This window comes from Streptomyces sp. NPDC057307 (assembly GCF_042667665.1).
In the GTDB taxonomy this organism is placed as follows: Bacteria; Actinomycetota; Actinomycetes; order Streptomycetales; family Streptomycetaceae; genus Streptomyces.
Map to the genome: position 1 here is coordinate 1 of NZ_JBHUZM010000071.1, position 24,411 is coordinate 24,411.

The 24,411-nt window shown below is 70.7% G+C and carries 21 protein-coding genes; 3 read left to right on the forward strand and 18 right to left on the reverse strand.

Translation table 11 applies throughout. From position 1 onward, the window contains the following. Positions 1–77 precede the first annotated feature (77 nt). From ACFUN8_RS22750 to ACFUN8_RS22760, 3 genes are all read right to left on the reverse strand, one after another. A complete protein-coding gene (locus ACFUN8_RS22750) occupies positions 78–416 on the reverse strand; it encodes a P-II family nitrogen regulator (protein WP_023538375.1) in 339 nt (112 codons plus the stop codon). Then, positions 413–1,699 (reverse strand): ammonium transporter, encoded by a 1,287-nt coding sequence (locus tag ACFUN8_RS22755; protein WP_383640562.1) that lies wholly within the window; start codon positions 1,697–1,699, stop codon positions 413–415. Before ACFUN8_RS22755 ends, ACFUN8_RS22750 begins: the two co-directional genes overlap by 4 nt. Before the next feature lie 326 nt (positions 1,700–2,025). Then, positions 2,026–3,498, reverse strand: a complete 1,473-nt coding sequence (locus tag ACFUN8_RS22760; RefSeq protein WP_383640565.1) for a hypothetical protein — start codon at positions 3,496–3,498, stop codon at positions 2,026–2,028. Positions 3,499–4,001: 503 nt separating this feature from the next. Here ACFUN8_RS22760 and ACFUN8_RS22765 point away from each other — a divergent pair. Next, positions 4,002–4,661, forward strand: coding sequence for a bifunctional DNA primase/polymerase (locus tag ACFUN8_RS22765; RefSeq protein WP_383640568.1), 660 nt, complete (start codon positions 4,002–4,004; stop codon positions 4,659–4,661). Between the two features lie 182 nt (positions 4,662–4,843). Here the strand turns inward: ACFUN8_RS22765 and ftsY are convergent, their stop codons facing one another. The 5 genes from ftsY to ACFUN8_RS22790 form a co-directional block, all read right to left on the reverse strand. Further along, entirely contained in the window at positions 4,844–6,064 is a 1,221-nt protein-coding gene (ftsY, locus tag ACFUN8_RS22770; protein ID WP_383640571.1) for a signal recognition particle-docking protein FtsY, read from the reverse strand. 99 nt (positions 6,065–6,163) lie between these two features. Continuing rightward, complete coding sequence (locus tag ACFUN8_RS22775) at positions 6,164–7,588, reverse strand: sugar porter family MFS transporter (protein ID WP_383640574.1); 1,425 nt, start codon at positions 7,586–7,588, stop codon at positions 6,164–6,166. 171 nt (positions 7,589–7,759) lie between these two features. Continuing rightward, complete coding sequence (locus tag ACFUN8_RS22780; protein ID WP_383640577.1) at positions 7,760–11,497, reverse strand: AAA family ATPase; 3,738 nt, start codon at positions 11,495–11,497, stop codon at positions 7,760–7,762. Between the two features lie 180 nt (positions 11,498–11,677). Further along, a complete protein-coding gene (locus ACFUN8_RS22785) occupies positions 11,678–11,896 on the reverse strand; it encodes a hypothetical protein (protein WP_023538382.1) in 219 nt (72 codons plus the stop codon). A gap of 465 nt (positions 11,897–12,361) precedes the next feature. After that, entirely contained in the window at positions 12,362–12,643 is a 282-nt protein-coding gene (locus ACFUN8_RS22790) for an acylphosphatase (protein ID WP_382570986.1), read from the reverse strand. Positions 12,644–12,809: 166 nt separating this feature from the next. Here ACFUN8_RS22790 and ACFUN8_RS22795 point away from each other — a divergent pair, with 166 nt between their 5' ends. Then, positions 12,810–13,736 (forward strand): CAP domain-containing protein, encoded by a 927-nt coding sequence (locus ACFUN8_RS22795; protein ID WP_383640580.1) that lies wholly within the window; start codon positions 12,810–12,812, stop codon positions 13,734–13,736. A 112-nt stretch (positions 13,737–13,848) separates the two neighbouring features. Here ACFUN8_RS22795 and mutM read toward each other — a convergent pair whose 3' ends face one another. From mutM to ACFUN8_RS22845, 10 genes are all read right to left on the reverse strand, one after another. After that, entirely contained in the window at positions 13,849–14,709 is an 861-nt protein-coding gene (mutM, locus tag ACFUN8_RS22800) for a bifunctional DNA-formamidopyrimidine glycosylase/DNA-(apurinic or apyrimidinic site) lyase (protein WP_383640583.1), read from the reverse strand. 171 nt (positions 14,710–14,880) lie between these two features. Further along, positions 14,881–15,786, reverse strand: a complete 906-nt coding sequence (gene rnc / locus ACFUN8_RS22805; protein WP_383640586.1) for a ribonuclease III — start codon at positions 15,784–15,786, stop codon at positions 14,881–14,883. 19 nt (positions 15,787–15,805) lie between these two features. Then, entirely contained in the window at positions 15,806–15,979 is a 174-nt protein-coding gene (gene rpmF / locus ACFUN8_RS22810) for a 50S ribosomal protein L32 (RefSeq protein WP_003965982.1), read from the reverse strand. A gap of 2 nt (positions 15,980–15,981) precedes the next feature. Then, a complete protein-coding gene (locus ACFUN8_RS22815; RefSeq protein WP_383640589.1) occupies positions 15,982–16,590 on the reverse strand; it encodes a YceD family protein in 609 nt (202 codons plus the stop codon). 214 nt (positions 16,591–16,804) lie between these two features. Continuing rightward, positions 16,805–17,992: a cell division initiation protein gene (locus ACFUN8_RS22820; RefSeq protein WP_383640592.1), complete on the reverse strand. Its 1,188-nt coding sequence runs from the start codon at positions 17,990–17,992 to the stop codon at positions 16,805–16,807. 135 nt (positions 17,993–18,127) lie between these two features. Then, entirely contained in the window at positions 18,128–18,607 is a 480-nt protein-coding gene (gene coaD, locus ACFUN8_RS22825) for a pantetheine-phosphate adenylyltransferase (RefSeq protein ID WP_382570999.1), read from the reverse strand. A 26-nt stretch (positions 18,608–18,633) separates the two neighbouring features. Next, positions 18,634–19,215 carry a 16S rRNA (guanine(966)-N(2))-methyltransferase RsmD gene (gene rsmD, locus ACFUN8_RS22830; RefSeq protein ID WP_383640595.1) on the reverse strand — a complete coding sequence of 194 codons (582 nt, stop codon included), beginning with the start codon at positions 19,213–19,215 and terminating at the stop codon, positions 18,634–18,636. Positions 19,216–19,419: 204 nt separating this feature from the next. Further along, positions 19,420–21,615 carry an ATP-dependent DNA helicase RecG gene (gene recG / locus ACFUN8_RS22835; RefSeq protein ID WP_383640598.1) on the reverse strand — a complete coding sequence of 732 codons (2,196 nt, stop codon included), beginning with the start codon at positions 21,613–21,615 and terminating at the stop codon, positions 19,420–19,422. Between the two features lie 71 nt (positions 21,616–21,686). Continuing rightward, positions 21,687–22,022, reverse strand: a complete 336-nt coding sequence (locus ACFUN8_RS22840; RefSeq protein ID WP_382570974.1) for a cupin — start codon at positions 22,020–22,022, stop codon at positions 21,687–21,689. 206 nt (positions 22,023–22,228) lie between these two features. Beyond that, a complete protein-coding gene (locus ACFUN8_RS22845; RefSeq protein WP_383640602.1) occupies positions 22,229–23,956 on the reverse strand; it encodes a DAK2 domain-containing protein in 1,728 nt (575 codons plus the stop codon). Positions 23,957–24,175: 219 nt separating this feature from the next. On the opposite strand from ACFUN8_RS22845, the gene rpmB reads away from it, so the two are divergent. Beyond that, positions 24,176–24,361, forward strand: a complete 186-nt coding sequence (gene rpmB, locus ACFUN8_RS22850; RefSeq protein WP_003957616.1) for a 50S ribosomal protein L28 — start codon at positions 24,176–24,178, stop codon at positions 24,359–24,361. Positions 24,362–24,411 lie beyond the last annotated feature (50 nt).

A 24,411-nucleotide genomic window follows, 5' to 3' on the forward strand; every position in this document is an offset into this window, starting at 1 on the left:
GCTCCTCGACGGAGTGCGCCCGGCGCCGGAGCGTGCCCGCTCACCGAGCACGCGCCGGCATCGGATCGTGTCCGGTGTCAGAGAGCGTCCGGGCCGCGTTCCCCCGTACGTACCCGGACGGCCGTGTCCACCGGCACGCTCCACACCTTGCCATCGCCGATCTTGCCTGTCCTGGCGGCCTTCACGACGACCTCGATGAGTTCATCGGCGTCACCGTCCTCGACCAGCACCTCGATGCGGATCTTCGGTACCAGGTCGACGGTGTACTCCGCACCGCGGTAGACCTCGGTGTGGCCGCGCTGCCGGCCGTAGCCGCTTGCTTCCGTGACCGTCAGGCCCTGGACGCCGAAGGCCTGGAGGGCCTCCTTGATCTCGTCCAGTCGGTGTGGCTTGACGACTGCGGTGATGAGCTTCATACGTCCACCTTCTTGTTCTGCGCCGCGGCGGCGAAGTCCTTGTCCGGAGCGGTCACACTGCTTCGGCCCGAGGGCGAGCCTCCCACCGCGCTGAAGTCGTAGGCGGATTCCGCGTGGAATGCCATGTCCACACCGCTGGTCTCGTCGTCCTCGGAGGCCCGGAAGCCGATGGTGACGTCGACGATCTTGGCCAGGATCCAGGAGACCACGAAGGAGTACGCCATCACCGAGAAGGCGCCGATCGCCTGCTTGCCGAGCTGCGAGGCCCCGCCGATGCCGTCGATGGCGAGGACTCCGACGAGCAGGGTGCCGATGACACCGCCGACGAGGTGGACGCCGACCACGTCGAGCGAGTCGTCGTAGCCCAGCTTGTACTTGAGGCTGACGGCCCACGAGCAGGCCGCTCCGGCGACGACGCCGATGAGCAGCGCGCCGAACGGGTTGACGTGCGCACCGGACGGGGTGATCGCCACGAGACCAGCGATGGCTCCTGAGGCCGCGCCGAGGGTGGTGAACGCGCCGTGCCTGATGCGCTCGTAGATCAGCCAGCCGAGCATGGCCGCGCCGGTGGCGATCTGCGTGTTGAAGGCCATGACCGCGGCGGTGCCGTTGGCGGCGAGGGCGGAGCCGGCGTTGAAGCCGAACCAGCCGAACCACAGCAGCGCGGCACCGAGGACCACCAGCGGCAGGTTGTGCGGCCGCATCGGGTCCTTCTTGAAGCCGATGCGCTTGCCGACGACGAGCACCGCGGCGAGTGCTCCGATACCGGCGTTGATGTGTACCGCCGTACCACCGGCGAAGTCGATCACTTCCAGCTTGAAGAGCCAGCCGTCGGCCTGCCACACCCAGTGCGCGACCGGGAAGTAGACGATGGTGACCCAGAGGGCGATGAACAGCGCCCAGGCGGTGAACTTGACGCGGTCGGCGAGTGCGCCGCTCATGAGCGCCGGAGTCAGTACGGCGAACATCAGCTGGAAGAGGGCGAAGGCGTAGACGGGGATTCCCTCGGTCCCGCCCGTGAGCGTCTCGGCGTTGATGCCCTTCAGACCGATGTGGTCGAAGTTGCCGAGCAGTCCTCCACCGATGTCGTCACCGAACGTGAGCGAGTACCCGTAGAGCACCCACAGCACACTGACGATGCCGAGCGAGATGAAGGACATGATGAGCATGTTCAGGGCGCTCTTCACCCGGACCATGCCGCCGTAGAAGAAGGCCAGGCCGGGCGTCATCAACATGACGAGCGCGGCACTGATCAATACGAATGCGGTATCTGCGCCATTCAAGGCCGGCGTCTCCTCGTGGGTGGGAAATACGGCCCGTGCGGATGCTCTTACTTCAGTGGGCCGACTAGTGGTGAGGAGATTGACGTGGGGTGATTTCGGTCGATGCCGCCCGATGTTTCGCGCCAGTGACGAAGTCGTCCGGCGTGTTACGCCTGGATGAACTGCCGTGTCGCGCGGTGCGGTGATGGCAGAATCCGGCCGCGACACCCGCCCCGGTGACCTGGCGTGGGGAAGCCGTGTCGGGTTGTACGGGGCAAATGCCGCGGCCGGGAGCTCAGAGGCGCACACGGACTCCGCGGGCGCCCCACGGGGCGCCTGCGGGCCGCTCAGACCGCTTCCGCGGCCTCCGGGATCTCCTCCGTGAGCTGCTCGGTGAGCTGGCCGATCTCGGAGACGTCCCCGAAGTCCCTGGTGGCCGTCGTCACCGTCTTGCGAAGTCGTGTGTTGACGCGCTCGGAGCGCACCTTCTTGGCGATGCCCAGTGCCTCCCTGATCAACGGCGTGGACCGCTCGGGCTCCCTCTTCAGGAGGTGGACGGTGGCCATCCCGACAAGGTTCAGCGCGTACGAGCGCTGGTGCTCCTCGTCCTTCTCGAAAAGCTCGACGGCGCGCGTCATGACGGGCTCGGCGAGCGAGGCGTACGTCGGGCTGCGCCCGGCCACGTAGGCCAAGTCTCTGTAGGAGTGCGCGTTCTCGCCGTTGAGTTCGGCCTCGGAGAAGAACCGGATCCAGTCGGGCTCCGGCTCGCCGTCGTCCCCCGCGTCGGCGAAGGTGTTCTCCGCCATCCGCACCGCCCGCTTGCACTTGCCGGGCTGCCCCATGTTGGCGTAGGCCCGCGCCTCCATCGCGTACAGCATCGACTGCGTACGGGCCGTGGCACAGCCCCTGCCGCCGTACTGGGCGAGGTGGATGAGCTCCAAGGCGTCGTCGGGGCGGCCGACATGGATCATCTGACGGCTCATGGAGGAGAGGATGTACGACCCGAGGGCCTTGTCCCCCGCCTCCTTGGCTGCGTGCAGGGCCAGGACGAAGTACTTCTGGGCGTTGGGCTGGAGGCCCACGTCGTAGCTCATCCAGCCGGCCAGCTCGGACAGTTCGGCCGCGCACCGGAACAGACGCCGCGCGGTGGCGTCGGACTGCGGCTCCTGGAGCAGGTCCGTCACCTCGTGCAACTGGCCCACGACGGCCTTGCGTCGCAGGCCGCCGCCGCACTGCGCGTCCCACTGCCGGAACATCACCGTGGTGGACTCCAGGAGGTCCAGCTCCGGCGTGGAGAGCTTGGAGGGGCGGCGCGCGGCGGCCGCGGCCGCGCCGTCCTGGTCGGCCGGGGACGTCGGCACCAGCCAGCGCTGCATCGGCTCGATGAGGGCGGGTCCGGCGGCGAGCGCGAGCGACGTCCCCAGGAAGCCGCGCCGGGCGAGCATCAGGTCGCTACGGGAGAACTCACTGATCAGGGAGATGGTCTGGGGAGCGGCCCAGGGCAGGTCGACGCCGGAGACCGAGGGCGACTGGTGCGCGGAGCGCAGTCCGAGATCCTCGACCGCGACGACGGTGCCGAAGCGCTCGGAGAACAGCTCCGAGAGGATGCGCGGGATGGGCTCGCGCGGCTGTTCGCCGTCGAGCCAGCGGCGTACCCGAGAGGTGTCGGTGCTGATGTGGTGCGCGCCCATCTGGCGGGCCCTGCGGTTCACTTGGCGCGCGAGTTCGCCCTTGGACCAGCCGCTGCGCCTGAACCACGAGCTCAACTGCTCGTTCGGGCGCTTGCCGGTAGCCGTACCGTCTGCGCCACTGCCGCCCACTGGAATGCCCCCATCCGCTGAAGCCCTGTCGCGCGAACTTCTACCAGAATGCCGTCAGTTACGGTCGTCTGTCCGGAGATTGCGCTCCTTCGAACAAGAAACCGAGTTGCCCGCGGCATAACCACGAACGTGTGACTTCCCACCGTTCGCGTACCCAAAGTAATCCTACGATCACCCCTCCCGTGAGGGCCGTTCCGTAAACGCCACCATTCGCCACCCCTTCGAATGAACTCGCCTGCGGCCAGGCGCGATTCACTTGACAGGCAACGATCAGGAACAGGTGGAGCGTTGCACGCGGGGGCGCACGGGCTCGGTCGCACCACCCCGGGTGTCACCTCGCGCCACCGGTACGAGAACGGCGCGAGGCCGGCACAAGGGCGGTACGAGGCCGGCACGAGTCCGAAGGAAGACCGGAGCAGGACCGGAGGAACGGGACGCCGACGGAGGGTCACAAGAAGACTCCGCATCGTAACTACCCGCGAGTTCGACCCGTTGGAGGGGGCATGGGCTTCACGATCGGCGGAATCCGGGAGATGCGGTCCGGTTCACGGCGCCGCGGCCGCACCACCGAGTGCACGACGGTGGCCGAGTACACCGGCCTCTGGGGCTGGGCCGTCGTCCCCGGCGCACGGGCCGCGGCGGGTGGCTGTTCCTGCGGCGTCGCCGGGTGCCGCGCACCGGGCGCGCATCCGCTGGACCCGGCACGTGAGGTCCCCGCCGGGGCCACGCTGGACGATGCCGCCAGGGCCTGGTCCGAGACCCCCGGCGCGGCCGTACTGCTGCCCGTGGGGCGTACCTTCGACATCATCGACGTCGCCGAACCGGCGGGCTGTCGCGCCCTGGTGAGGCTGGAGCGGATGGGACTGCCGCTGGGCCCCGTCGCCGCCACGCCGACGGGGCGGGCGTACTTCTTCGTCGCACCGGGCGCCGCGGCCGAACTGCCCGAGCTGCTCTACCGGATGGGCTGGGACGACGCCGGTCTCGATCTGCGTTGTCTGGGCGCGGGCGACCATGTCACCGCCCCGCCGTCCGATCTCGGCGGCCTCGGGCCCGTCCGCTGGCTCCGGGCGCCGGTCCTGGACACGGCGGCGGACCCGCCGCAGGCGCGACTGCTGCTCGGCACCCTGGCGTACGTCTGCCACCGCTCGCCCATCCGCGACTGAGCCCCCGCTCCCGGCCGTCGAGGCGTCGCCTGCCGCGCGCCGTCACCTCCGTACGAAGGGCCCCACCGCGTGCGCACCACGCGGAAGGGCCCTTTCTTCGTACGGCGCCTGGCGCCTCGTGCAGCGCCCCGTCCCGAGCCCCGTGCGGCGCGGGCCCCGTACAGCGCCTCGTACGGCGTCTCTCAGCCGTCGATCAGCGCGTCGACGAACGCCTCGGGCTCGAACGGCGCCAGGTCGTCAGGACCCTCGCCCAGCCCGATCAGCTTGACCGGCACACCCAGCTCACGCTGGACCGCGATCACGATGCCGCCCTTGGCCGTACCGTCCAGCTTGGTCAGCACGATGCCGGTGATGTCCACGACCTCGGCGAACACCCGCGCCTGTACGAGGCCGTTCTGCCCCGTCGTCGCGTCCAGGACCAGCAGCACCTCGTCCAGCGGACCGTGCTTCTCCACGACGCGCTTGACCTTGCCGAGCTCGTCCATCAGCCCGGTCTTGGTGTGCAGCCGCCCCGCCGTGTCGATGAGGACGACGTCGGCCCCCTCGGCGATGCCCTCCTTGACCGCGTCGAAGGCGATCGACGCCGGGTCGCCGCCCTCCGGGCCGCGTACCGTACGAGCGCCCACGCGCTCGCCCCACGTCTGGAGCTGATCGGCCGCGGCGGCGCGGAACGTGTCGGCGGCGCCGAGCACGACCGACCTCCCGTCGGCCACCAGTACGCGGGCCAGCTTGCCCGTCGTCGTGGTCTTGCCGGTGCCGTTGACGCCGACGACCATCACGACACCCGGGGTGTCCAGGCCGCTCTCGGTCTTCACGGCGCGGTCGAAGTCCGTACGGAGCAGCGCGAGCAGTTCCTCGCGCAGCAGCGAGCGCAGCTCGTCGGGCGTACGCGTACCGAGCACCCTGACCCGCTCACGCAGCCGGTCCACCAGCTCCTGTGTGGGGGCGACACCGACGTCGGCGGTGAGCAGGGTGTCCTCGATCTCCTCCCACGTCTCCTCGTCGAGGTGCTCGCGCGACAGCAGCGTGAGCAGCCCCTTGCCGAGGGTGTTCTGCGAGCGGGCGAGCCGGGTCCGCAGTCTGACCAGACGGCCCGCGGACGGTTCAGGGACCTCGATCGCCACCGGCGGGGCGGCCACGACCGGGTCCTCGACGGCGGGCGGCGTCGCGGTCGCGTCCGCCGTGTCGGGGAGGCCCACCTCCTCGATGGTGCGGCGGGATTCCTCCCGCGGCGGCCCCGACTCGTCGCCGACATGCGGCTCCGCTGGCGGGGTCGTGATGGTCGGCGTGCTCGACGGAGCCGAGGGCGGCAGCTGCTTCTTCTTGCGGCTGCTGACCACGAGCCCGCTGATCACGCCGACAGCGACCAGGGCGATGACTACGGCAAGAATGACGATGTCCACCACGTCATCTTCGCAGGCGGTGGCCGGCTTCGGCCGATGGGGAGATTCCGGGCCCCGACGGGGCGGGAAATCCCCGGAACGGGCCCGGCCCGGCGTCGGTCAGCCCATGTCCTCCAGCGCCTTGCCCTTGGTCTCGGGAATCCACTTCAGGATGAAGAAGACCGAGAGCAGGGCGAAGGCCGAATAGATCACGTACGCCCCCGAGAGATCCCAGTCCGACAGAGTCGGGAAGGTGACCGTGACGGCCCAGTTGGCGATCCACTGCGCCGACGCGGCGACGCCGAGCGCGGCGGCCCGGATCCTGCCGGGGAACATCTCGCCGAGCAGCACCCAGACGACGACGCCCCACGACAGCGCGAAGAAGAGCACGAAGGAGTGGGCGGCGATCAGCGCCACGGTGCCCTGCGTGTTGGGGATGGAGATGTCGCTGCCGCTGCCGCTCTTGTACGAGAACGCCCAGGCGGCCAGGGCCAGCGACACGGTCATACCGGCGGAGCCGATCAGCAGGAGCGGACGCCGGCCGATCCGGTCGACGAAGACCATGGCGATGACGGTGCCGATGATGTTGATGATCGACGTGGTGAAGGAGTAGAAGAACGAGCTGGTGGGATCGATGCCGACGGACTGCCACAGCGACGCGCTGTAGTAGAAGATCACGTTGATGCCGACGAGTTGCTGGAGCGCGGAGAGCCCGATGCCGATCCAGACGATCGGCAGGAAGCCCACCCTGCCGAGCAGGTCCTTGAACGTCGGCTTGTGCTCCTTACGGAGGTTGGTCTCGATCTCCCGGATCCGCGCGTCCAAGTCGACGTTCGTGTCCTCGACCTCGGCGAGCACACCCCTGGCCGCTTCGTTCCTGCCGACGGAGATCAGGAAACGGGGCGACTCGGGGATGGCGAAGGAGAGCAGGCCGTAGAGGATCGCCGGGACGACCATGACGCCGAGCATCCACTGCCATGCCTCCAGGCCGCCGATCCTGCCGCGCTGGTCGCCGTCGGCGATCTGGAGGATGCCGTAGTTCACCAGCTGGGAGAGGGCGATGCCGAGGACGATCGCCGCCTGTTGGAACGAGGCGAGCCGGCCCCGGTACGCGGGCGGTGAGACCTCCGCGATGTACGCGGGGCCGATGACGGAGGCCATACCGATGCCGAACCCGCCGATGACCCGCCACATGGCGAGGTCCCAGAGCGCGAACGGCAGCGCCGACCCGACGGCGCTGATGGTGAAGAGCACGGACGAGATCTGCATGCAGCGGATACGGCCGATCCGGTCGGCGATCCGGCCCGCCGTCGCGGCGCCGATGGCGGAGCCGATCAGCGCGGCGGCGATCACCTGGGCCAGCGCGCCGGAGCCGATGTCGAAACGCTGCCTGATGGCCTGGACTGCGCCGTTGATGACGGAGCTGTCGTAGCCGAAGAGGAAGCCGCCCATGGCGGCCGCGGCCGTGATGAAGATGACATGGCCGAAGTGCTCCGGATAGGACTGTGGGCCGCCGGACCGCGGCGGCTGCGCTGTGCTCGTCACATGGGGCTCCTGTGGCCGCCCGGAAGCTGCGCCGGGCATGGGTGGAAAGCCCCTCCAGTGGCGCACAGCTCCGCGTGGCCCACCACCCACGGTGGCCCGTTCGGCGGAGTCGGCGGAAGCGATGACGACGGCAGTGGCAACGACGGCGGTGGCCGTGGCTGTGGCGGGCGATCAGCGCAGGCGCTGACTGATCACCTTGGAGACCCCGTCGCCCTGCATGGAGACGCCGTACAGCGCGTCGGCGACCTCCATCGTGCGCTTCTGATGCGTGATCACGATCAGCTGGGAACTCTCCTGGAGCTCCTGCATGATCCGGATCAGCCGCTGGAGATTGGTGTCGTCCAGCGCGGCCTCGACCTCGTCCATCACGTAGAACGGGCTCGGCCTCGCCTTGAAGATCGACACCAGCAGCGCCACGGCGGTCAACGACCGCTCCCCGCCCGACAGCAGGGACAGCCGTTTGACCTTCTTGCCGGGCGGCCTGGCTTCGACGTCCACGCCGCTGGTGAGCATGTTGTCGGGATCCGTGAGGATGAGGCGTCCCTCACCCCCGGGGAAGAGTCGCGAGAAGACGCCCTCGAACTGAAGGGCGGTGTCCCGGTACGCCTCCGTGAAGACCTGCTCGACCCGCTCGTCGACCTCCTTGACGACCTGGAGCAGATCGATGCGGGTCTTCTTGAGGTCTTCGAGCTGCTCGGAGAGGAACTTGTGCCGTTCCTCCAGCGCCGCGAACTCCTCCAGGGCGAGCGGATTCACCTTCCCGAGTTGCTGGTACGCCCGTTCGGCCGACCGGAGCCGCTTCTCCTGCTCGCCCCGTACGTAGGGCCGGGGCTGATTGCGCGGGTCCTCGGGGTCCTCCGGCAGTTCCTCGCCCTCGGCGGGCAGGGACGGCGGTACGAGCTGGTCCGGGCCGTACTCGGCGATCAGCCCGGCGGGCTCGACGCCCAGCTCTTCCAGGGCCTTCGCCTCCAGCTGCTCGATCCGCATCCGCTTCTCGGCGCCCAGGACCTCGCCCCGGTGGACCGAGTCGGTGAGCTTGTCGAGTTCGTTCTTGAGGTCGCGCCCCTGGTTCCGCTCCGCGACCAGCTCCTGTTCGCGGCCCGCCTTCGCCGCCTCGGCCGCCGTACGTTCCTCGTCGGCGCGTACGACCGACACCTCCACATGCGCCAGCAACTGGCGGGCGCCGGAGGCGACGGCCCCGGCGACGGCGGCCTCGTGGCGCAGCCGGGCCCGCCGCTGCTCCGCGCGGGCCCGTGCCTCGCGCTCGGCGCGGGCGCCCCGGTCGAGCGAGTCCGCGCGGCCGGCGAGTCCCTTGACGCGCTCCTCGTGGGTACGGACCTGGAGCCGCGCCTCCATCTCGGTCTGCCGGGCATTGGCCCCGTCGGCGGCGAGCCGGTCCCGTACGGATGTGTCGGGCTCCTCCTCGGCGGGAGCCTCCTCGGCGACGAGCAGGCGCTCCGCCAGCTCCTCCGCCTCCTCGGTGGCCCGGTCCAGCGCGTCCTGGGCCTTGGCGGTGGCCGCGGAGGTCCGCTCGGCCTCGCCCGCGGCGCCCCTGGCCTGGCCGGCGAGCCGCCCCAACTGGCCGGACACGGCGGACTTCTCCCGGTCGGCGGCCCGCCGCCGCTCCCCCAACTCCTCGACGAGGGCGGCGCATTCGGTACGGCGGCCGGTCGCCCGGCGCTGCGCGTCGGCCAATTCGTCGCACCGTACGGCCAGCTCGGCCAGCTCGGCTGCCGCCTCGTCGACGGATGCCTGCACTTCCAGCAGGCTGGGCGCCCCGGCGGAGCCGCCGTGCGCGAAATGCGCGCCCAGGAGGTCACCCTCCGCCGTCACGGCGGTCAGTTCGGGGCGCGCGGCGACCAGTTCCTCGGCGTCCTCCAGGGTGCCGACGACGACCATGTCCTGGACGAGGCGTCGTACGGCGCCCATGAGGGCGTCGGGGCCCCGTAGGAGGTCGATGACGCGGGGCACGTCCAGGTCGGTGACGGTGGCGGTGTGTACGGGGCGGGTGGGGCGCGCCGGAGCGGTCTCGTGGGCGCCGCCGCCGTCCGTGCCAGCGGGGACGTCGCGTGCCCCGTCCGCCTGGCCGGGGACGACACCGAACGGAGCGGAGACAGCGCCATCGTCACCGACCTGGACGTGCCCCCCGGCGCCCCCCTGCCCCGGCACGGCGGCCGGCCGCGCGGCCGGTTCGGCGCCGAGCAGCAGCGAGGCGCGTCCCGCGTCCTCTTTACGGAGGAGGCGGATCGCCTCCGCCGCCGTCGTCGCGTCGGTCACCGCGATCGCGTCGGCCGCCGCACCGAGTGCCGCCGCCACCGGGACCTCGAAGCCGGGGGTGACGGTGAGCAGTTCGGCGGCTGGACCCAGCAGGCCGGAGAGGCGCTCGCGCGCGCCCAGCAGCGCACCGGTGCCGTCCTTGCGGCGCAGCCCGAGGGCGAGCGCGTCGTGGCGGGCGGAGAGGGCGGCGCGTTCGCGTTCGGCGGCCGTGGCCGCCTCGCGCGCCGCCGTCAGCGCGCCCTCCGCCTCGGCGAGCGCCCGCTTGGCCTCGTCGTGCCGCTCGCCCAGTTCGTGGTCGTCCGCGTCCAGGACGTCGACCTCGGCCTTGAGCTGTTCGTACTCCTCCTGGGCGGCGACGGCGCGCTGTCGCGCCCCGTCCCGCGCCTCGGCGAGCCGGCCGATCTCGGCCTGCGCCGACGCGGCGCGGCTGCGGGCGGCGTTCACCTGTCCGTTCAACCGGGCGAGTCCCTCGCGCCGGTCGGCGATCGCGCGCGCCACGTCCTTGAGGCGGCGTTCCTCCGCCGCGACGTCGCGCTCAAGGTCGGAGCGGTGCGCGACGGTGTCCTCCAGGGCGCGCTCCGCCGCTTCGAGGGCGGCCTCCAGCTCGGCCTCCTGCTCACGGATGCGGGCTGCCTCGCGCTCCATGTCCTCGGGGTCCCGCCCGCGCCGTTCGTCCTCCGGCGCGGCGGTGGCGCTCTTCACCCGGGCGTCGGCGAGCGAGATGGTGCCCCGTACCCGCTCGGCCAGCTGGGAGAGCTCGTACCAGGTCTGCTGCGCGCGCTGCAGCCGCGGCGCCAGCCGCCGTACCTCCTCCTCCAGTTCCGCCTCGCGTGCCAGCGCGTTCCTGAGGCGGAGTTCCGCCTCCTCCTTGCGCTGCTTGAGCGCCGCCTCGTCGGCAACCTCCGTACGAAGGGCGTCGCGCAGCTTCACGAGATCGTCGGCGAGCAGGCGCAGCCGGGCGTCGCGCAGATCCGCCTGGATGACCGCGGCCCGCCGCGCCACCGCGGCCTGTCGCCCCAACGGCTTGAGTTGTCGCCGCAGTTCGTCGGTCAGGTCCTGTACGCGCGCGAGGTTGGCCTGCATCGCGTCCAGCTTCCGCAGCGCCTTCTCCTTGCGCTTACGGTGCTTGAGAACGCCCGCGGCCTCCTCGATGAACGCCCTGCGCCCCATCGGATCGGCGTGCAGGACGGAATCGAGTTGTCCCTGGCCGACGATGACATGCATCTCGCGGCCGATACCGGAGTCGGAAAGCAGTTCCTGGATGTCGAGCAGCCGACAGGTGTCGCCGTTGAGCTGGTATTCGCTGCCGCCGTTGCGGAACATGATCCGCGTAATGGTGACTTCGGCGTAGTCGATGGGCAGCGCGCCGTCGGAATTGTCGATGGTCAGGGAGACTTCGGCGCGCCCGAGCGGCGGCCGTCCGGTTGTCCCGGCGAAGATCACGTCTTCCATCTTGCCGCCGCGCAGCGACTTGGCCCCCTGCTCGCCCATGACCCAGGAAAGCGCGTCCACGACATTGGATTTGCCCGAGCCGTTCGGACCCACGACGCACGTGATGCCGGGCTCGAACCGCAGCGTCGTGGCGGAGGCGAAGGATTTGAACCCGCGCAGGGTCATGGCCTTGAGGTGCACGCCGCCGGACTCTACCTTCCTCACATCGCCCGACGGCGGTTTCACCGCTGAATGAGCAGGGCACATCAGACGTGAGAACAACCGGTTTCGGGGGTGGGGGGAAAGAAAGAAGGGACGCCGAAGCGTCCCTTGCATGTTCTTGCGAGAGTGTTTCTCACCTGACCCCGACGGGGGCTGCTGTCAGGTGAGCGCGGGCTCCGCCTGGGGTACATCGAGGTCGATGCCGTCGAACGGCGAATCGCCATGGTGCTGTGCGGCGGCAGCGCTCAGCGCGTCATTCTCGGACTGGATCCGTACAAGCTCGGATTCGAGGTCCTGGACGCGCTGCTGAAGCCGTCGCATCTCGGCGAGGAGTCGCGGGTCAGAACCGCCGACGTAACCGAGAAGCGCCTTTGCCATGATGGATGGGCCTCCACACTGAGTGACCGACCGAAGCGGTGTGGGTCTGAGGGATTTCCGCACCCGCACTGCCTGGCAGAAGTTCTTCCGCACTGTGATTCCTACTGCCAAACAGCCAAGGTGCGCGGGGATTCCAGGGTCTCACCAAAAAGTTTGACGGTCAACACGATCACAGCCCGTCATCGCCGGGCGGCCCAGGGGTGCCCTTCCGCATGCGGTGCGGCGGCGCCTCTCCTGCGGCCCCGGAGGGCGTGGAGATCATTGTTAACGCGGCAGCTTGGCATGGGAGCGCGCTTCTTGGCAACCATCGGGGCATTCCCGCCAGAAGCACATGCCTGAGGCATACGGGCAGGCCGGACCCCGTCCGGGTCGGACGCCCCCGGCATACTCCGAGCCGTTCAAGATCGACCGCGAATGATCGGGATTCAGTCGGACCGCGTCGGGCCCTCGCGCCGTCGGTCATGGTCACCGGATGGCGAAGGTGTCGTATCCGCCGCGCGGTGTGCCCCAAATCTCAGTGACTCCGTCAACACGGCCGGGCGTGTCGTCGGAACCGAGCCACTCCAGCAAACGGTGGCAATTATCACGCGGCCCTTCGGCGACGATCTGCACCCTGCCGTCGTCCAGATTCAGGGCGAACCCCGTCAGGCCCCCGATCTCCAGAGCGTTTGCCCTGGTGAACCAGCGGAAGCCGACTCCCTGTACGCGACCGCGCACCCAAACGGTGATCCGTACATCTTCGTTCATGGGTGCAAGCTAATGGGCCAATACCGCAGTGAGCACTTCGCCCCCACCTCGGTTGGCGTACAGTCCCGTCGAAATGAGGCTCACCCGAATGGGTGAAGCGCATTGTCGTGACGAGCGGTGCGATGGCAATCACGCGCACCTGAGCACATCGAGGAAGGCACAGCAGATGGGACGCCATAGTCGCTCGGCCGGCGCACCCGCCGCTGAGGACCACGCGGCCGGTGCGGCGGGTCGGCACCGGGGCAGTGGCCGAGGCCGCAAGAAGGGCATCGCCGTTCCGGTACGTACCGGGCTGCTCGGCGCCTCCGCCGCGATGGCCATGGGCGCCGTGGCCGTGGCCTCCGGTCTGCTGCCCGGCGGGGAGCAGTACACCCTCGGCGGTGGCAACCTCCCGGGCGAGCAGGTCCGCACCGCGGGCGCGCCCGAGCTCCAGCAGCAGGGCGGCTCGACCGCCGAGCCGACCGACGGGGGCACCACGCCGTCGAGCCCCGGCACCGACCGGCGGGACGAGCCGTCGAAGTCCGCCTCGTCGGCGCCGGACGAACCGTCCGCCTCCAAGAGCCCGTCGAAGCCGGCGAAGACACCGGAGAGCGATCCCACCCGGAGCCGGAGCGAGGGGACGAGCACCAAGCCGTCCAGCGGCTCGCCGGCGCCCGAGAAGACCAGGGACCGCGTCACACCGCCGGCGCAGACGCCGACCACGCCCACCTCGGCCCCGTCGACCGCCGAGGCCGAGGTCCTCGCGCTGGTCAACGAGGAGCGGGCGAAGGCGGGCTGTCAGCCGCTGCGCGCCGACAAGGCGCTGAACGGTCTCGCCGAGGCGTTCAGCAAGGACATGGCGGACCGCGGCTTCTTCGACCACACCGACCCGGACGGCGACACCCCCTGGGACCGCGCCGATCAGGCGGGCGTCACCAATCTGGGCGGCGAGAACATCGCCCGGGGCCAGGCCGACGCCCAGGCGGTCATGGCCTCCTGGATGGCCAGCGAGGGCCACCGCGAGAACATTCTGAACTGCGACTACAAGACCATCGGCATCGGCGCCCACTTCGCCGAGGGCGGCCCGTGGTGGACGCAGGACTTCGGCTTCTGACCCACCACCGACCACTCACACCCGCGCACCGGGCCCGCGACAGCACCACGTCGCGGGCCTTGCCCGTGCCACAGGCTCGGGCACGGGCACGGGGCGGCGTTGCAGGGCGCCGTTACGCGGCGGCGCGGGGCGGGCGTTGGCAGTGGGGGCAGAAGTAGCTCGACCGGTTCATCCAGGGGCGGCGGCGGATCGGGGTGCCGCAGCGGCGGCACGGTTCGCCCTCGCGGCCGTACGCGTCCAGCGACCGGTCGAAGTAGCCGGATTCGCCGTTCACGTTGACGTAGAGGCTGTCGAAGCTGGTGCCGCCGACCGCGAGCGCGGCGTTCATCACGTCCCGTACGTGGCCGAGGAGTTCGACCGAGCGGGGACGGGGCAGCGAGGCCGTCGGCCGTTCGTAGTGGAGCTTGGCGCGCCACAGCGCCTCGTCCGCGTAGATGTTGCCGACGCCGCTGATGAGGGACTGGTCGAGCAGCGCGCGCTTGATCGTCGTACGGCGCAGTCGTAGCGCGGCGTGGAAGGCGGCGTCGTCGAACGCCGGGTCGAGCGGGTCGCGCGCGATGTGGGCGATGACGTCGGGCAGCCCGTCGGGGGTGTTCTCGTGCAGGGAGAGTCCGCCGAAGGTGCGCTGGTCGACGAAGCGGAGTTCGGTGCCGAGGTCGTCGTCGAACCGGATACGGATCCGCAGGTGCTTCTCGTCCGGGGCGGATTCCGGCTGTACGAGGAGCTGGCCGCTCATTCCGAGGTGCCCGAGGATCGAGGCGTCCGTGTCGGCGAGCGGCAGCCAGAGGTACTTGCCGCGGCGGCGGGCGACGCCGACACGGTGCCCCTTGAGGCGCGCGGCGAAGTCCTCACCGCCGGCGAGGTGGCGCCGTACGGCGCGGGGGTGCAGCACCTGAGTCTCGGCCACCGTCCGTCCCGCGACCCAGCGTTCGAGTCCGCGCCGTACGACTTCGACCTCGGGCAGCTCGGGCACGGTGCTCCTTCAGGGGGCGACATGGACGACGGGCCGACCGGCTCCGGACCAACTGGCCGAAGACGGGGCGGGAGTTGGGGCAGAAGTTGAGGTGGGAGTTGGGGACGAGCTGCGCCCCTCGTGCCGTATCGACACAAGGGGCGCACCGGGAAGGGAACCGAACAGCTCGGCTCAGGACTTGGCCGCGTCGGCGGAGTCCGAAGCCGGCGTCGAAGAGGTGTCGGCGACCTCTTCAACTTCGACCGCGGCCTGAACCTCGACCGCAGCCTCACCCGAGGTCTTCACCTCGGCCTGGGCCTCGGAGCCGGAGCCCGGGGCGACCGCGGCTTTCGCCGCCGCCACCCTCTCGTCCGCGTCCGCGCGGATGGACCGCCACGCGGTCTCCGCCGCCTGCTGTTCCGCTTCCTTCTTGCTGCGGCCGGTGCCGGTGCCGTACGAGACACCACCGACGCGGGCGGCAGCGGTGAAGGTCTTCTCGTGATCCGGGCCGGTCTCCGTGACGAGATACTCGGGTACGCCGAGACTCTCCGCCGCGGTCAGCTCCTGCAGACTGGTCTTCCAGTCCAGACCGGCACCGAGGTTGGAGGACTTCTCGATGAGCGGGTCGAAGAGCCGGTGTACCAGCTCGGACGCCGCGTCGAGGCCCTGATCGAGATAGACCGCGCCGATCACCGCTTCAAGGGTGTCGGCGAGGATGGACGCCTTGTCCCGGCCTCCCGTGCCCTCTTCACCACGGCCGAGCCGGATGAAGGAGCCGAGTTCGAGGCCGCGCCCCACTTGCGCCAGCGCACGCGAATTGACCACCGCGGCCCGCAACTTGGCCAGTTGGCCTTCGGGCAGGTCGGGGTGGATGCGGTACAGCGTGTCGGTGACCACCAGTCCGAGCACCGAATCCCCGAGGAATTCGAGCCGTTCGTTGGTGGGCAGACCGCCGTTCTCGTACGCGAACGAGCGATGGGTCAGCGCACGTACCAGAAGGGCGGACTCCAGCTGATAGCCGAGCCGCCCTTCCAGAAGCGTGTGGGACGAGGCTGTGCTGACGTTGTCTGCCTTCTTGGCACTGGACAGTTCAGACATCGAGCCTCTCACCAGCCGCTCAGACCTCGAGGACCTGGCGCTTGTTGTAGGTGCCGCAGCTCGGGCACGCGATGTGCTGGAGCTTCGGCTCCTGGCAACGCTCACACGAAACCAGGGTGGGGACCGCAGCCTTCCACTGCGACCGGCGGTGGCGCGTGTTGCTGCGCGACATCTTCCGCTTCGGAACAGCCACGGCTACTTCTCCTGCTTCTCGTCGGCGCCGGCGTCGGCGCCGCCCATGTTGTCCTTCTCGCCGTCCTTGATGGTTTCGGCGAGTCCTTGCAGTGACGCCCACCGGATGTCGACGGCGTCGTGGTGATGGTCCGGGTTCTCGTCCAGCCTGATTCCGCATTCGGAACACAGACCGGCGCAGGTCTCCCGGCACACCGGCTGCATCGGCAGTGCGAGCACCACCGCATCGCGCAGCACAGGTTCGAGGTCGAAAAGTCCGTCCTCGATGAAGAGCCTGTCCTCGTCGTCCTCGGCGTCGTCGGCCGGTTCCGCCTGCTTGCTGCGGCCCCGGTCGTCGGCGTCAGGGTACGAGAACATCTCCTGGAAGTCCGCTGCCACGTCCTGGCGCACCGGTTCCAGACACCTTACGCACTCCCCCTCGGCGGTCGCACGGGCGGTGCCCGTGACGAGCGCACCCTCCATGACCGACTCCAGGCGGATCCTGAGCTCCACCGGGGCGCCTTCCGGCACTCCGATGACTCCGTCGATGCCGAAGTCCTTGGGCGCCGCCGCGGAGCGGGTCAGCCGCTTGAGCGCGCCGGGACGCCGACCCAGCTCGTGTGTGTCGAACACGAGGGGGTTGCGGTGGTCGAGGCGGGCGTTCAGGGCTGTTCCTGCTTTCGAATCGTGGAGTGGGCCGCCATGTCGCGTACGAGGCGGGCGGCCGGATCGCGGACATCACGCGACCGAAGAGCCAGGATACTTGACCGGCCGCCGTTGGCCCAATCCGGCCGTATCCGGGCCGTCCGACGGCCGTCCGACGGGTGTACGGCGCACCGCGCGGGGTTCAGCGGCCCTGTTCGTACCGGCGCAGCTGCTCCAGGTCGATCATGCTCGTGTCGAAGAGGCTGGTCTCGTCGAGAGCGCTCTGCGGGTCCTGGGCCTGCTGCTGGGGCTGCTGCTGCGCCTGGGCGTCGGGGTGCTGCTGCCAGTCCTGCGCCGCCTGGTCGTAGTTCTGCCCGTAGCCCTGGCTGTAGTTCGGGTCGTAGCCGGTGGAGTCGTAGACCGGCTGCTGGGCCTGCTGGTACGCGTAGGGGTCCTGCTGCTGGTAGGCGTACGCGTCCTGCTGCTGGTAGCCGCCGTAGGCGGGGGCCGCGTACTGCTGGCCGGCGGGGTCGGCGTACTGCTGCGAAGCCTGCGCCTGCGCCGGGATCTGGACCGGCTGCTCCGGGGCCGGGACCTGGGGCGGGGACTGCGGCTCCATCGGCTGGTGCGCGGGCGCCCCGGCGCCCTGGAGGGACTGCTGTCCCGGCAGCTCGGCGAGACCGGAGAGATAGTCCGCGTCGCTGGTGTGCCCCTGCCGGCCCGCCGCGTCCTGCTCCGCCATGTGCAGGCCCAGGTCGTCGGTGGCGACCCGGCCGAGCAGCTTCTGCCGGCCGCGGCCGACCGCGTCGAGGGTCTTGGAGAGGACGGCCTCGAAGGCGCCGAGCTTGGCGTCGACGTAGTCGTCCGCGCGGCGGATCAGGGTGTCGGGGTCGGCGCTGTACTCCGGGGCGTCCTCGTCGGCGTACCCCTGCGCGTCGAGCCCGGGGCCCCGGCCGAGCAGCTTCTCGCGGCCGCGGTCCACGGAGCCGATGGTCTTGTTGAGCACGACCTCGAAGTTCGCGAGCTTGGAGTCGACGTAGTCGTCGGCCTCGGCGCGGACCTCCTCGGCGTCCCTGCGGGCGTCGGCGAGGATACGGTCCGCCTCTTCCTGCGCGGTGCGGGCGATCACGGTGTCGGAGATCAGCGTGGACCGCTCCGCGTGGGCGGCCGCGACGATGCGCTCCGCCTCCTGGCGGGCCTGCTCGGACAGCTGCTCGTGGCCGCCGAGCAGCTCCTGCGCCTGGGCGAGCGAGCCGGGCAGGGCCTCCCGTACCTCTTCGAGCAGCGAGAGCAGTTCGCCGCGGTTGACCACGCAGGAGGCCGACATGGGCATGGAACGGGCGTTCCCCACCGCGTCGACGATCTCGTCGAGCTTCTTCTGCACGTCCACCGTGTGCTCGCCACTCTCTACAGCCGGGTTGAAGACGGACGCAACGACTGTACGGCCAGTCGGTGCGCGCCCGACACCAGGTGACGGACCGTCAGTTCTGGTCCCCGTCCACCGCCCCGTTCCGCGCCCCGTCGGTCACCGGTTCTCCAGGCGCTCGGCCAGTGCCTCGTGCACGAGCGGAGGCAGCAGATGGGACACGTCTCCGCCCCAGGTCGCCACCTCTTTGACCAGCGAGGAGGAGAGGAAACTGTAGACGGGGTTGGTCGGTACGAAGAGGGTCTCGACGCCGGAGAGGCCGTTGTTCATCTGGGCCATCTGCAGCTCGTAGTCGAAGTCGCTGACCGCTCGCAGGCCCTTGACGATGGCCGGGATGTCGCGCTCCTTGCAGAAGTCGACGAGGAGGCCGTGGAAGGACTCCACCTCGACGTTGCCGAATTCGGCGGTGACCCGGCGGATCAGATCGATCCGCTCGTCGATGCTGAAGAGCCCCTTCTTGGACTGGTTGATCATCACGGCGACGTGCACGACGTCGTACAGCTTGGAGGCTCGGCCAATGATGTCGAGGTGACCATTGGTGATGGGGTCGAAGGACCCCGGACAGACGGCGCGGCGCAACTGAATTCCCTCGCTCTCCGGTCCGGTCATCGGGCGTCTTCGGGTGCGGCGGCGCGACCGTACCAAAGGGTCCCCTCGCCGTAGCGACGCGCTCGCAACGGGTCGAAGCCCTTCGGCCAGGTGAACTCCCCACCTCTGGTGCTGCGCTCCACGGTGGCGACGGCTTCGTCATTGAGCCAGCCCTGCGAGCGGAGTGTGAGGAGGATCTCGCGAAGATCGTCATCGGTGACGGCGTACGGCGGGTCGAGGAAGACGAGGTCGTACGGGGCCTCGGGGGCCGGTCCTGTCACGATCTGCTCGGCTTTGCCCGTACGGACCTCGGCGCCCGGCAGTCCGAGGGTGCGGACGTTGTCCCGGACGGTGCGGGCCGCCCGGCCGTCCGCCTCCACAAGGAGGGTGTGCGCGGCGCCCCGTGAGAGGGCTTCCAGACCGACGGCGCCGGAGCCGGCGTACAGATCGGCGACGCGGAGGCCGTCGAGGGTGCCGAGCAGCGCCTCCCAGGTGGAGAAGAGACCTTCGCGCGCTCGGTCGGAGGTGGGGCGGGTGCCGGTGCCCGGGGGGACGGCGAGACGGCGTCCGCCGGCGGCACCGGCGATCACGCGGGTCATGGGTGTCGGGTCCTCGGTTCGTGGAGTGCGCGGGGTACGTGAACGGGTGTGGCTCTCGTGCGGCGCCGAAGCGGCTGCGGGGCCGCGCGTGCGTCGCCACCCACGATATGGCGTCGCTCCGAGCACGGCCCGCCGGGAGTGGCGCAGGGGGCCGCTCCCGGCGGGAGCGGCGCCGGGGCCGCTGAGCGGGGCCGTGAGGCCCGTTCAGCCCTTGTCGAGGTATTGCTCCCGCTCCGTGTCCAGCAGGGCGTCCAGCGCCGTACGCAGCTCCGGGAAGGCGTCGAGCTCCGGGTCCTGGGCGACCACCGTCACGGCCTCCTCCCTGGCCGCGGCGATGACGTCCTCGTCCTCGATGACGGCGAGCATCCGCAGCGAGGAGCGGACGCCGGACTGGGCCTGGCCGAGGACATCGCCCTCGCGGCGCTGTTCGAGGTCGATACGGGAGAGCTCGAAGCCGTCGAGGGTCGAGGCGACCGCGCCGAGACGGGCGCGCGCGGGGCTCGCCTCCGGCATCTCCGAGACCAGCAGGCACAGCCCCGGCGCGGAGCCCCGGCCCACCCGGCCCCGCAGCTGGTGAAGCTGGGAGACGCCGAACCGGTCCGCGTCCATGATCACCATCGCGGTGGCGTTGGGGACGTTGACGCCGACCTCGATGACGGTGGTGGCGACCAGGACGTCCACCTCACCGGCGGCGAAGCGGCGCATGACGTCGTCCTTGTCGTCGGGCGGCATCCGGCCGTGCAGCACCTCGATACGGAGGCCGCTCAGCGGTCCGGCGGTGAGCTGCTTCGCGATGTCCAGCACGGCCAGCGGGGGGCGTTTGTCCCCGTCCGCCTCGGCCGCCTTCGCCGCGGCCTTCTTCTTCGGCTCGTCCTCGCCGTCGCCGATCCGGGGGCAGACGACGTACGCCTGGTGCCCCTTGCCGACCTCCTCGCGCACCCGTTCCCAGGCGCGTGCCAGGAAGTGCGGCTTGTCCTGGGCCGGGACGACATGGGTGGCGATCGGGGAGCGCCCGGCGGGCAGTTGGTCCAGGACGGACGTCTCCAGGTCACCGAAGACGGTCATCGCGACCGTACGGGGAATGGGCGTCGCCGTCATGACCAGCAGATGCGGCGGCTGCTTGCCCTTGGACCGCAGGGCGTCGCGCTGCTCGACCCCGAAACGGTGCTGCTCGTCCACGACGACCAGCCCCAGATCGTGGAACTGCACCTTGTCCTCGATCAGCGCGTGCGTGCCGATCACGATGCCCGCCTCGCCGGTGACCAGGTCGAGCAGCGCGTGCCGTCGCCCCGCCGCGCCCATGGAGCCGGTGAGCAGCACCACCTTGGTGGCCTTCTCCGCGCCTCCCAGCATGCCGCCCTCGGCCAGCTCCCCCATCATCTCGGTGATCGAACGGTGGTGCTGCTGGGCGAGGACCTCGGTCGGCGCGAGCATCGCCGCCTGGCCGCCCGCGTCCACCACCGAGAGCATCGCGCGCAGCGCCACCATCGTCTTGCCGGAGCCGACCTCGCCCTGAAGGAGGCGGTGCATCGGGTGCTCGGTCGCCAGGTCGTCGAAGATCTCGCGGGTGACCTTCAACTGGCCGTCGGTCAGGGTGAAGGGCAGCTTGGCGTCGAAGGCGTCGAGCAGGCCCCCGGCCACCGGTTTCCGTGCCACCGCCGGGAGTTGGGCGTCCGCGTGTCGGCGCCGGGCGAGGGCGACCTGGAGCACGAACGCCTCGTCCCACTTGAGCCGGTCCCTGGCCTCGGCGACGTCGGCCTTGGTGTCGGGGCGGTGGACCTTCAGCAGCGCCTCGGGGAGCGTGACGAAGCCGCGTCCCTCGCGGAGCGAGGGCGGCAGCGGGTCGACGGCCTCGCCGGCCCTCGGCAGCACCGCGTCGACCGCCTTGGTGATCTTCCAGGACTCCAGTCCCTTGCAGGCGGGGTAGATCGGGATCAGCTTGCCCGCGAAGGAGTCCACGGCCTCGTCGCCGCTGTCCGTGCCGAGCGGCACATACGTGGGATGGGCGAGCTGGAGCTTCCGGTTGAACATCGAGACCTTGCCGGCGAACATGCCGCGGCTGCCGGGCAGCAGGTCCTTGTGCGGCTTGTGGATCCCCCTGCCGAAGAAGACCAGTTGGAGCCGGCCGCTGCCGTCGGTGAGGGTGATCTCCAGCCGTTGGCCCCGGCCCCCGTTGAACTTCAGGATGCGGGAGTCGGCGACCTGCGCGACGACCGTGACGTCCTCGTCCAGCGGGAGGTCGGCGAGGCGGGTGAGCTGGCCCCGCTCCTCGTACCGCCTCGGATAGTGGTGCAGCAGATCACCGACCGTGTGCAGATCGAGCTGCTCGGCCATCACCTTCGCGGTGGCGGGGCCGAGCGTTTTCTTGAGTGATTCATCCAGCGCGGACACACGATCCATTGCACACCACATCACTGACATCCGTCGCGCACCTGTGGACAACCGCAGGTCGCGGTCGGGTCGGCGAAGGGTCAGCGGCCTGTCGGGCGGACCTCGGTGACGGCGGTGAGGAGGACGGCGGAGTCCTCCAGGGCCTCCAGGCCGTGCCGTTCGTGCGGGATCGGGCCCACCTGTCCGGCGATCATGTCCTGGTCGCCGGACTTCATCGTCAGCCGTACCCGGCCGTGCAGTACCTGAAGGCTGGCCGCCGGGGGCGTGTTGTGCTCGTCGAGGGACGAGCCGGAGGTCAGCGCGATGACCGTCTGCCGCAGTGGTCCGTCGTGGAGGAACAGATGCGCGCTGCGGCCGTGGGCGCTGGCGCGCGCGTCGTCGAGCTGATGGCGGGCGAGTGCGGTCAGGTCGTCCATCGGTGGGCCTCTCACCTCGGGCGGTGCGCGCGTCTGTCCCGGTGCGCTTACCCTCCATCGTCACAGGTACGGCGCCCCGTGCAAGCCGTGGCCGCGGCGGTGGCCGGGAGGGTGACGACGCGGCGTACGTACGGAGGACGCGTACGGTCGCTCCGCCCCCGGGTCACGCCCTCCCGCGCGATGCCTGGGCCGCGCCCACTCGGCGCCTACTCCACGCCGATCAGCAGGGGCACCGACTGGCGGCCGCCTCGGTAGACGACCGTGTCGACGGCCAGGTGTCCGTCCCGTACGTAGCGCTCCAGGCGCTCGGCGAGGGTGTCGGGCACGTCCTGGCCGAGCACCAGAGTGACGAGCTCGCCGCCCGCCGACAGCATCCGGTCGAGGACGGTCTCGGCGGTGGCGGCGAGGTCGGTGCCGATCACCGCGACGTCGCCCTCGATCAGCCCCAGCAGATCCCCGGCCTGACAGATGCCCGCCATGGTCCAGGACTGCCGCTCGGCGACGGCCAGTTCGGCGTAGCGAGTGGCGCCGGCGGCCGAGGTCATGGCCACCACGTCCTCGTCGAAGCGGCGGTCCGGCGCGTGCACCGCGAGCGCGGCGATGCCCTGGACCGCCGCCCTGGTCGGGATGAGTGCGACGCGGATGCCCTCGTCGCGGGCCTGTTCGGCGGCAGCGGCGGCGGTGTGGCGCAGCTCCGCGTCGTTCGGCAGGAGCACCACCTCGTGGGCGTGGGCGCGCCGGATGGCGTCGACCAGCTCACCGCTGGCCGGGGGCTCCCCGGGGCGCGCGAGCACCGTCGTGGCTCCGGCCTCGGCGCACAGCCCGGCGAGACCCTCGCCGGGGACCACGGCGACCACGGCGCGCTGGGCGCGCTCGCGCTGGTGACCGGCGGCGGCGCCGAAGTGCGTGATCCGGATCCGGTACGGGCGGCCCGCCTCGACACCGGCCTCCACGGCGGCGCCCGCGTCGTCGACATGCACGTGCACGTTCCACAGCCCGTCGCCGCCGACCACGACGAGTGAGTCGCCGAGCGCGTCGAGCCGGCGACGTACCCGGGCGATGCCCGCCTCGTCCGTCTCCAGGAGGTAGATCACCTCGAAGGCGGGGCCGGCGGGGCTGTCGTCGGCGTCGCAGGACTCCACGACGGCGGGCAGCTCGTGCGGGCGTGCGCCCGGTGCGACGGGGGACGGGGCGTCGCCCGTGACGGCCTCCACGAGTGCGGCCAGGACGGCGAGCAGGCCCCGTCCGCCGGCGTCGACGACCCCGGCGCGGCCGAGGACGGCCAGCTGTCCGGGTGTCGCGGCGAGTGCGACGCGGGCCCCGGCGTACGCGGCGTGAACGGCCGCGCCGTCGCCGTACGCCGCGCCGTCACCGCCCCTGCCGTCCCCCGGCGGGCGCGCCGCGGCTGCCGCCGCCGCGGACGCCACCGTGAGGATCGTGCCCTCGACCGGATGCGCGACGGCCTCGCGCGCCAGCTCCGCCGCTCTGCGCAGCGCCCTGGCGAGGTGGTTCCCGCCGTCTTCCGCCGCCGCCCCGTCCTCGTCCCCGGCCCCGTCGCTCCCGGCCCCGGCCTCGCCGAGCACCTCCGCCATGCCCCGCAGGAGCTGCGCCAGGATCGTCCCGGAGTTCCCCCGGGCGCCGATCAGCGCCCCGTGCGCCATGGCCCGTACGGTGTCGGGCAGGTCCGGTACGGACGTCCCCGTCGCGTGCGCGTCGAAGACCGCCTCGACGGCTCGCGCGGCGGACTCCACCGTCAGATACAGATTCGTCCCGGTGTCCCCGTCGGCGACCGGATAGACGTTGATCGCGTCGATCTCCTCACGGTCCCGGCCCAGGGCGTCCAGCGCCAGCGAGCACCAGGTACGCACCGCTGCGGCGTCGAGGGTCTGCGGCACCTGGGGGTCCTCCTTGGCGGCCTGGGCGGGGAACTGCACCGCAGGGTAGTCCGCCCGCACCGTAGTGGCAGGTGGGAAGGGGGGCGGGACGAGGGCGGGTCCGGCCGTGGTAGTTTCGTTGCACCGGTTGGCGCGTTGTATGCTCCTCCGGTTGCCCGGCGAGAGTCGGGCCTTCTCCCCCGGCGCAGCCGACATCAGTCAATGATTCTGTCGCGCCGGAATTCACCGTAAGTGCATCTGAAGTCTTTGGAGTGACCCGTGGCTGCCAACTGCGACGTCTGCGGCAAGGGGCCGGGCTTCGGCAACAACATTTCGCACTCGCACCGCCGTACGTCCCGTCGCTGGAACCCGAACATCCAGCGCGTGCGTGCCGTGGTCGGTCGGACGCCGAAGCGGCTCAACGTCTGCACATCGTGCATCAAGGCCGGCAAGGTCTCGCGCTGACGTTCTCGTCGTAGCGCAGCCCCTGCGGTTGCCTTGAAAGCCGGTCCACC

Coding starts and splice junctions, on each gene's coding strand:
- recG (WP_383640598.1), bottom strand. CDS start 21,615: ATGGATCGTGTGTCCGCGCTGGATGAATCACTCAAGAAAACGCTCGGC.
- rsmD (WP_383640595.1), bottom strand. CDS start 19,215: ATGACCCGCGTGATCGCCGGTGCCGCCGGCGGACGCCGTCTCGCCGTC.
- ACFUN8_RS22765 (WP_383640568.1), top strand. CDS start 4,002: ATGGGCTTCACGATCGGCGGAATCCGGGAGATGCGGTCCGGTTCACGG.
- ACFUN8_RS22840 (WP_382570974.1), bottom strand. CDS start 22,022: ATGGACGACCTGACCGCACTCGCCCGCCATCAGCTCGACGACGCGCGC.
- ACFUN8_RS22750 (WP_023538375.1), bottom strand. CDS start 416: ATGAAGCTCATCACCGCAGTCGTCAAGCCACACCGACTGGACGAGATC.
- rnc (WP_383640586.1), bottom strand. CDS start 15,786: ATGTCTGAACTGTCCAGTGCCAAGAAGGCAGACAACGTCAGCACAGCC.
- ACFUN8_RS22785 (WP_023538382.1), bottom strand. CDS start 11,896: ATGGCAAAGGCGCTTCTCGGTTACGTCGGCGGTTCTGACCCGCGACTC.
- ACFUN8_RS22795 (WP_383640580.1), top strand. CDS start 12,810: ATGGGACGCCATAGTCGCTCGGCCGGCGCACCCGCCGCTGAGGACCAC.
- ACFUN8_RS22790 (WP_382570986.1), bottom strand. CDS start 12,643: ATGAACGAAGATGTACGGATCACCGTTTGGGTGCGCGGTCGCGTACAG.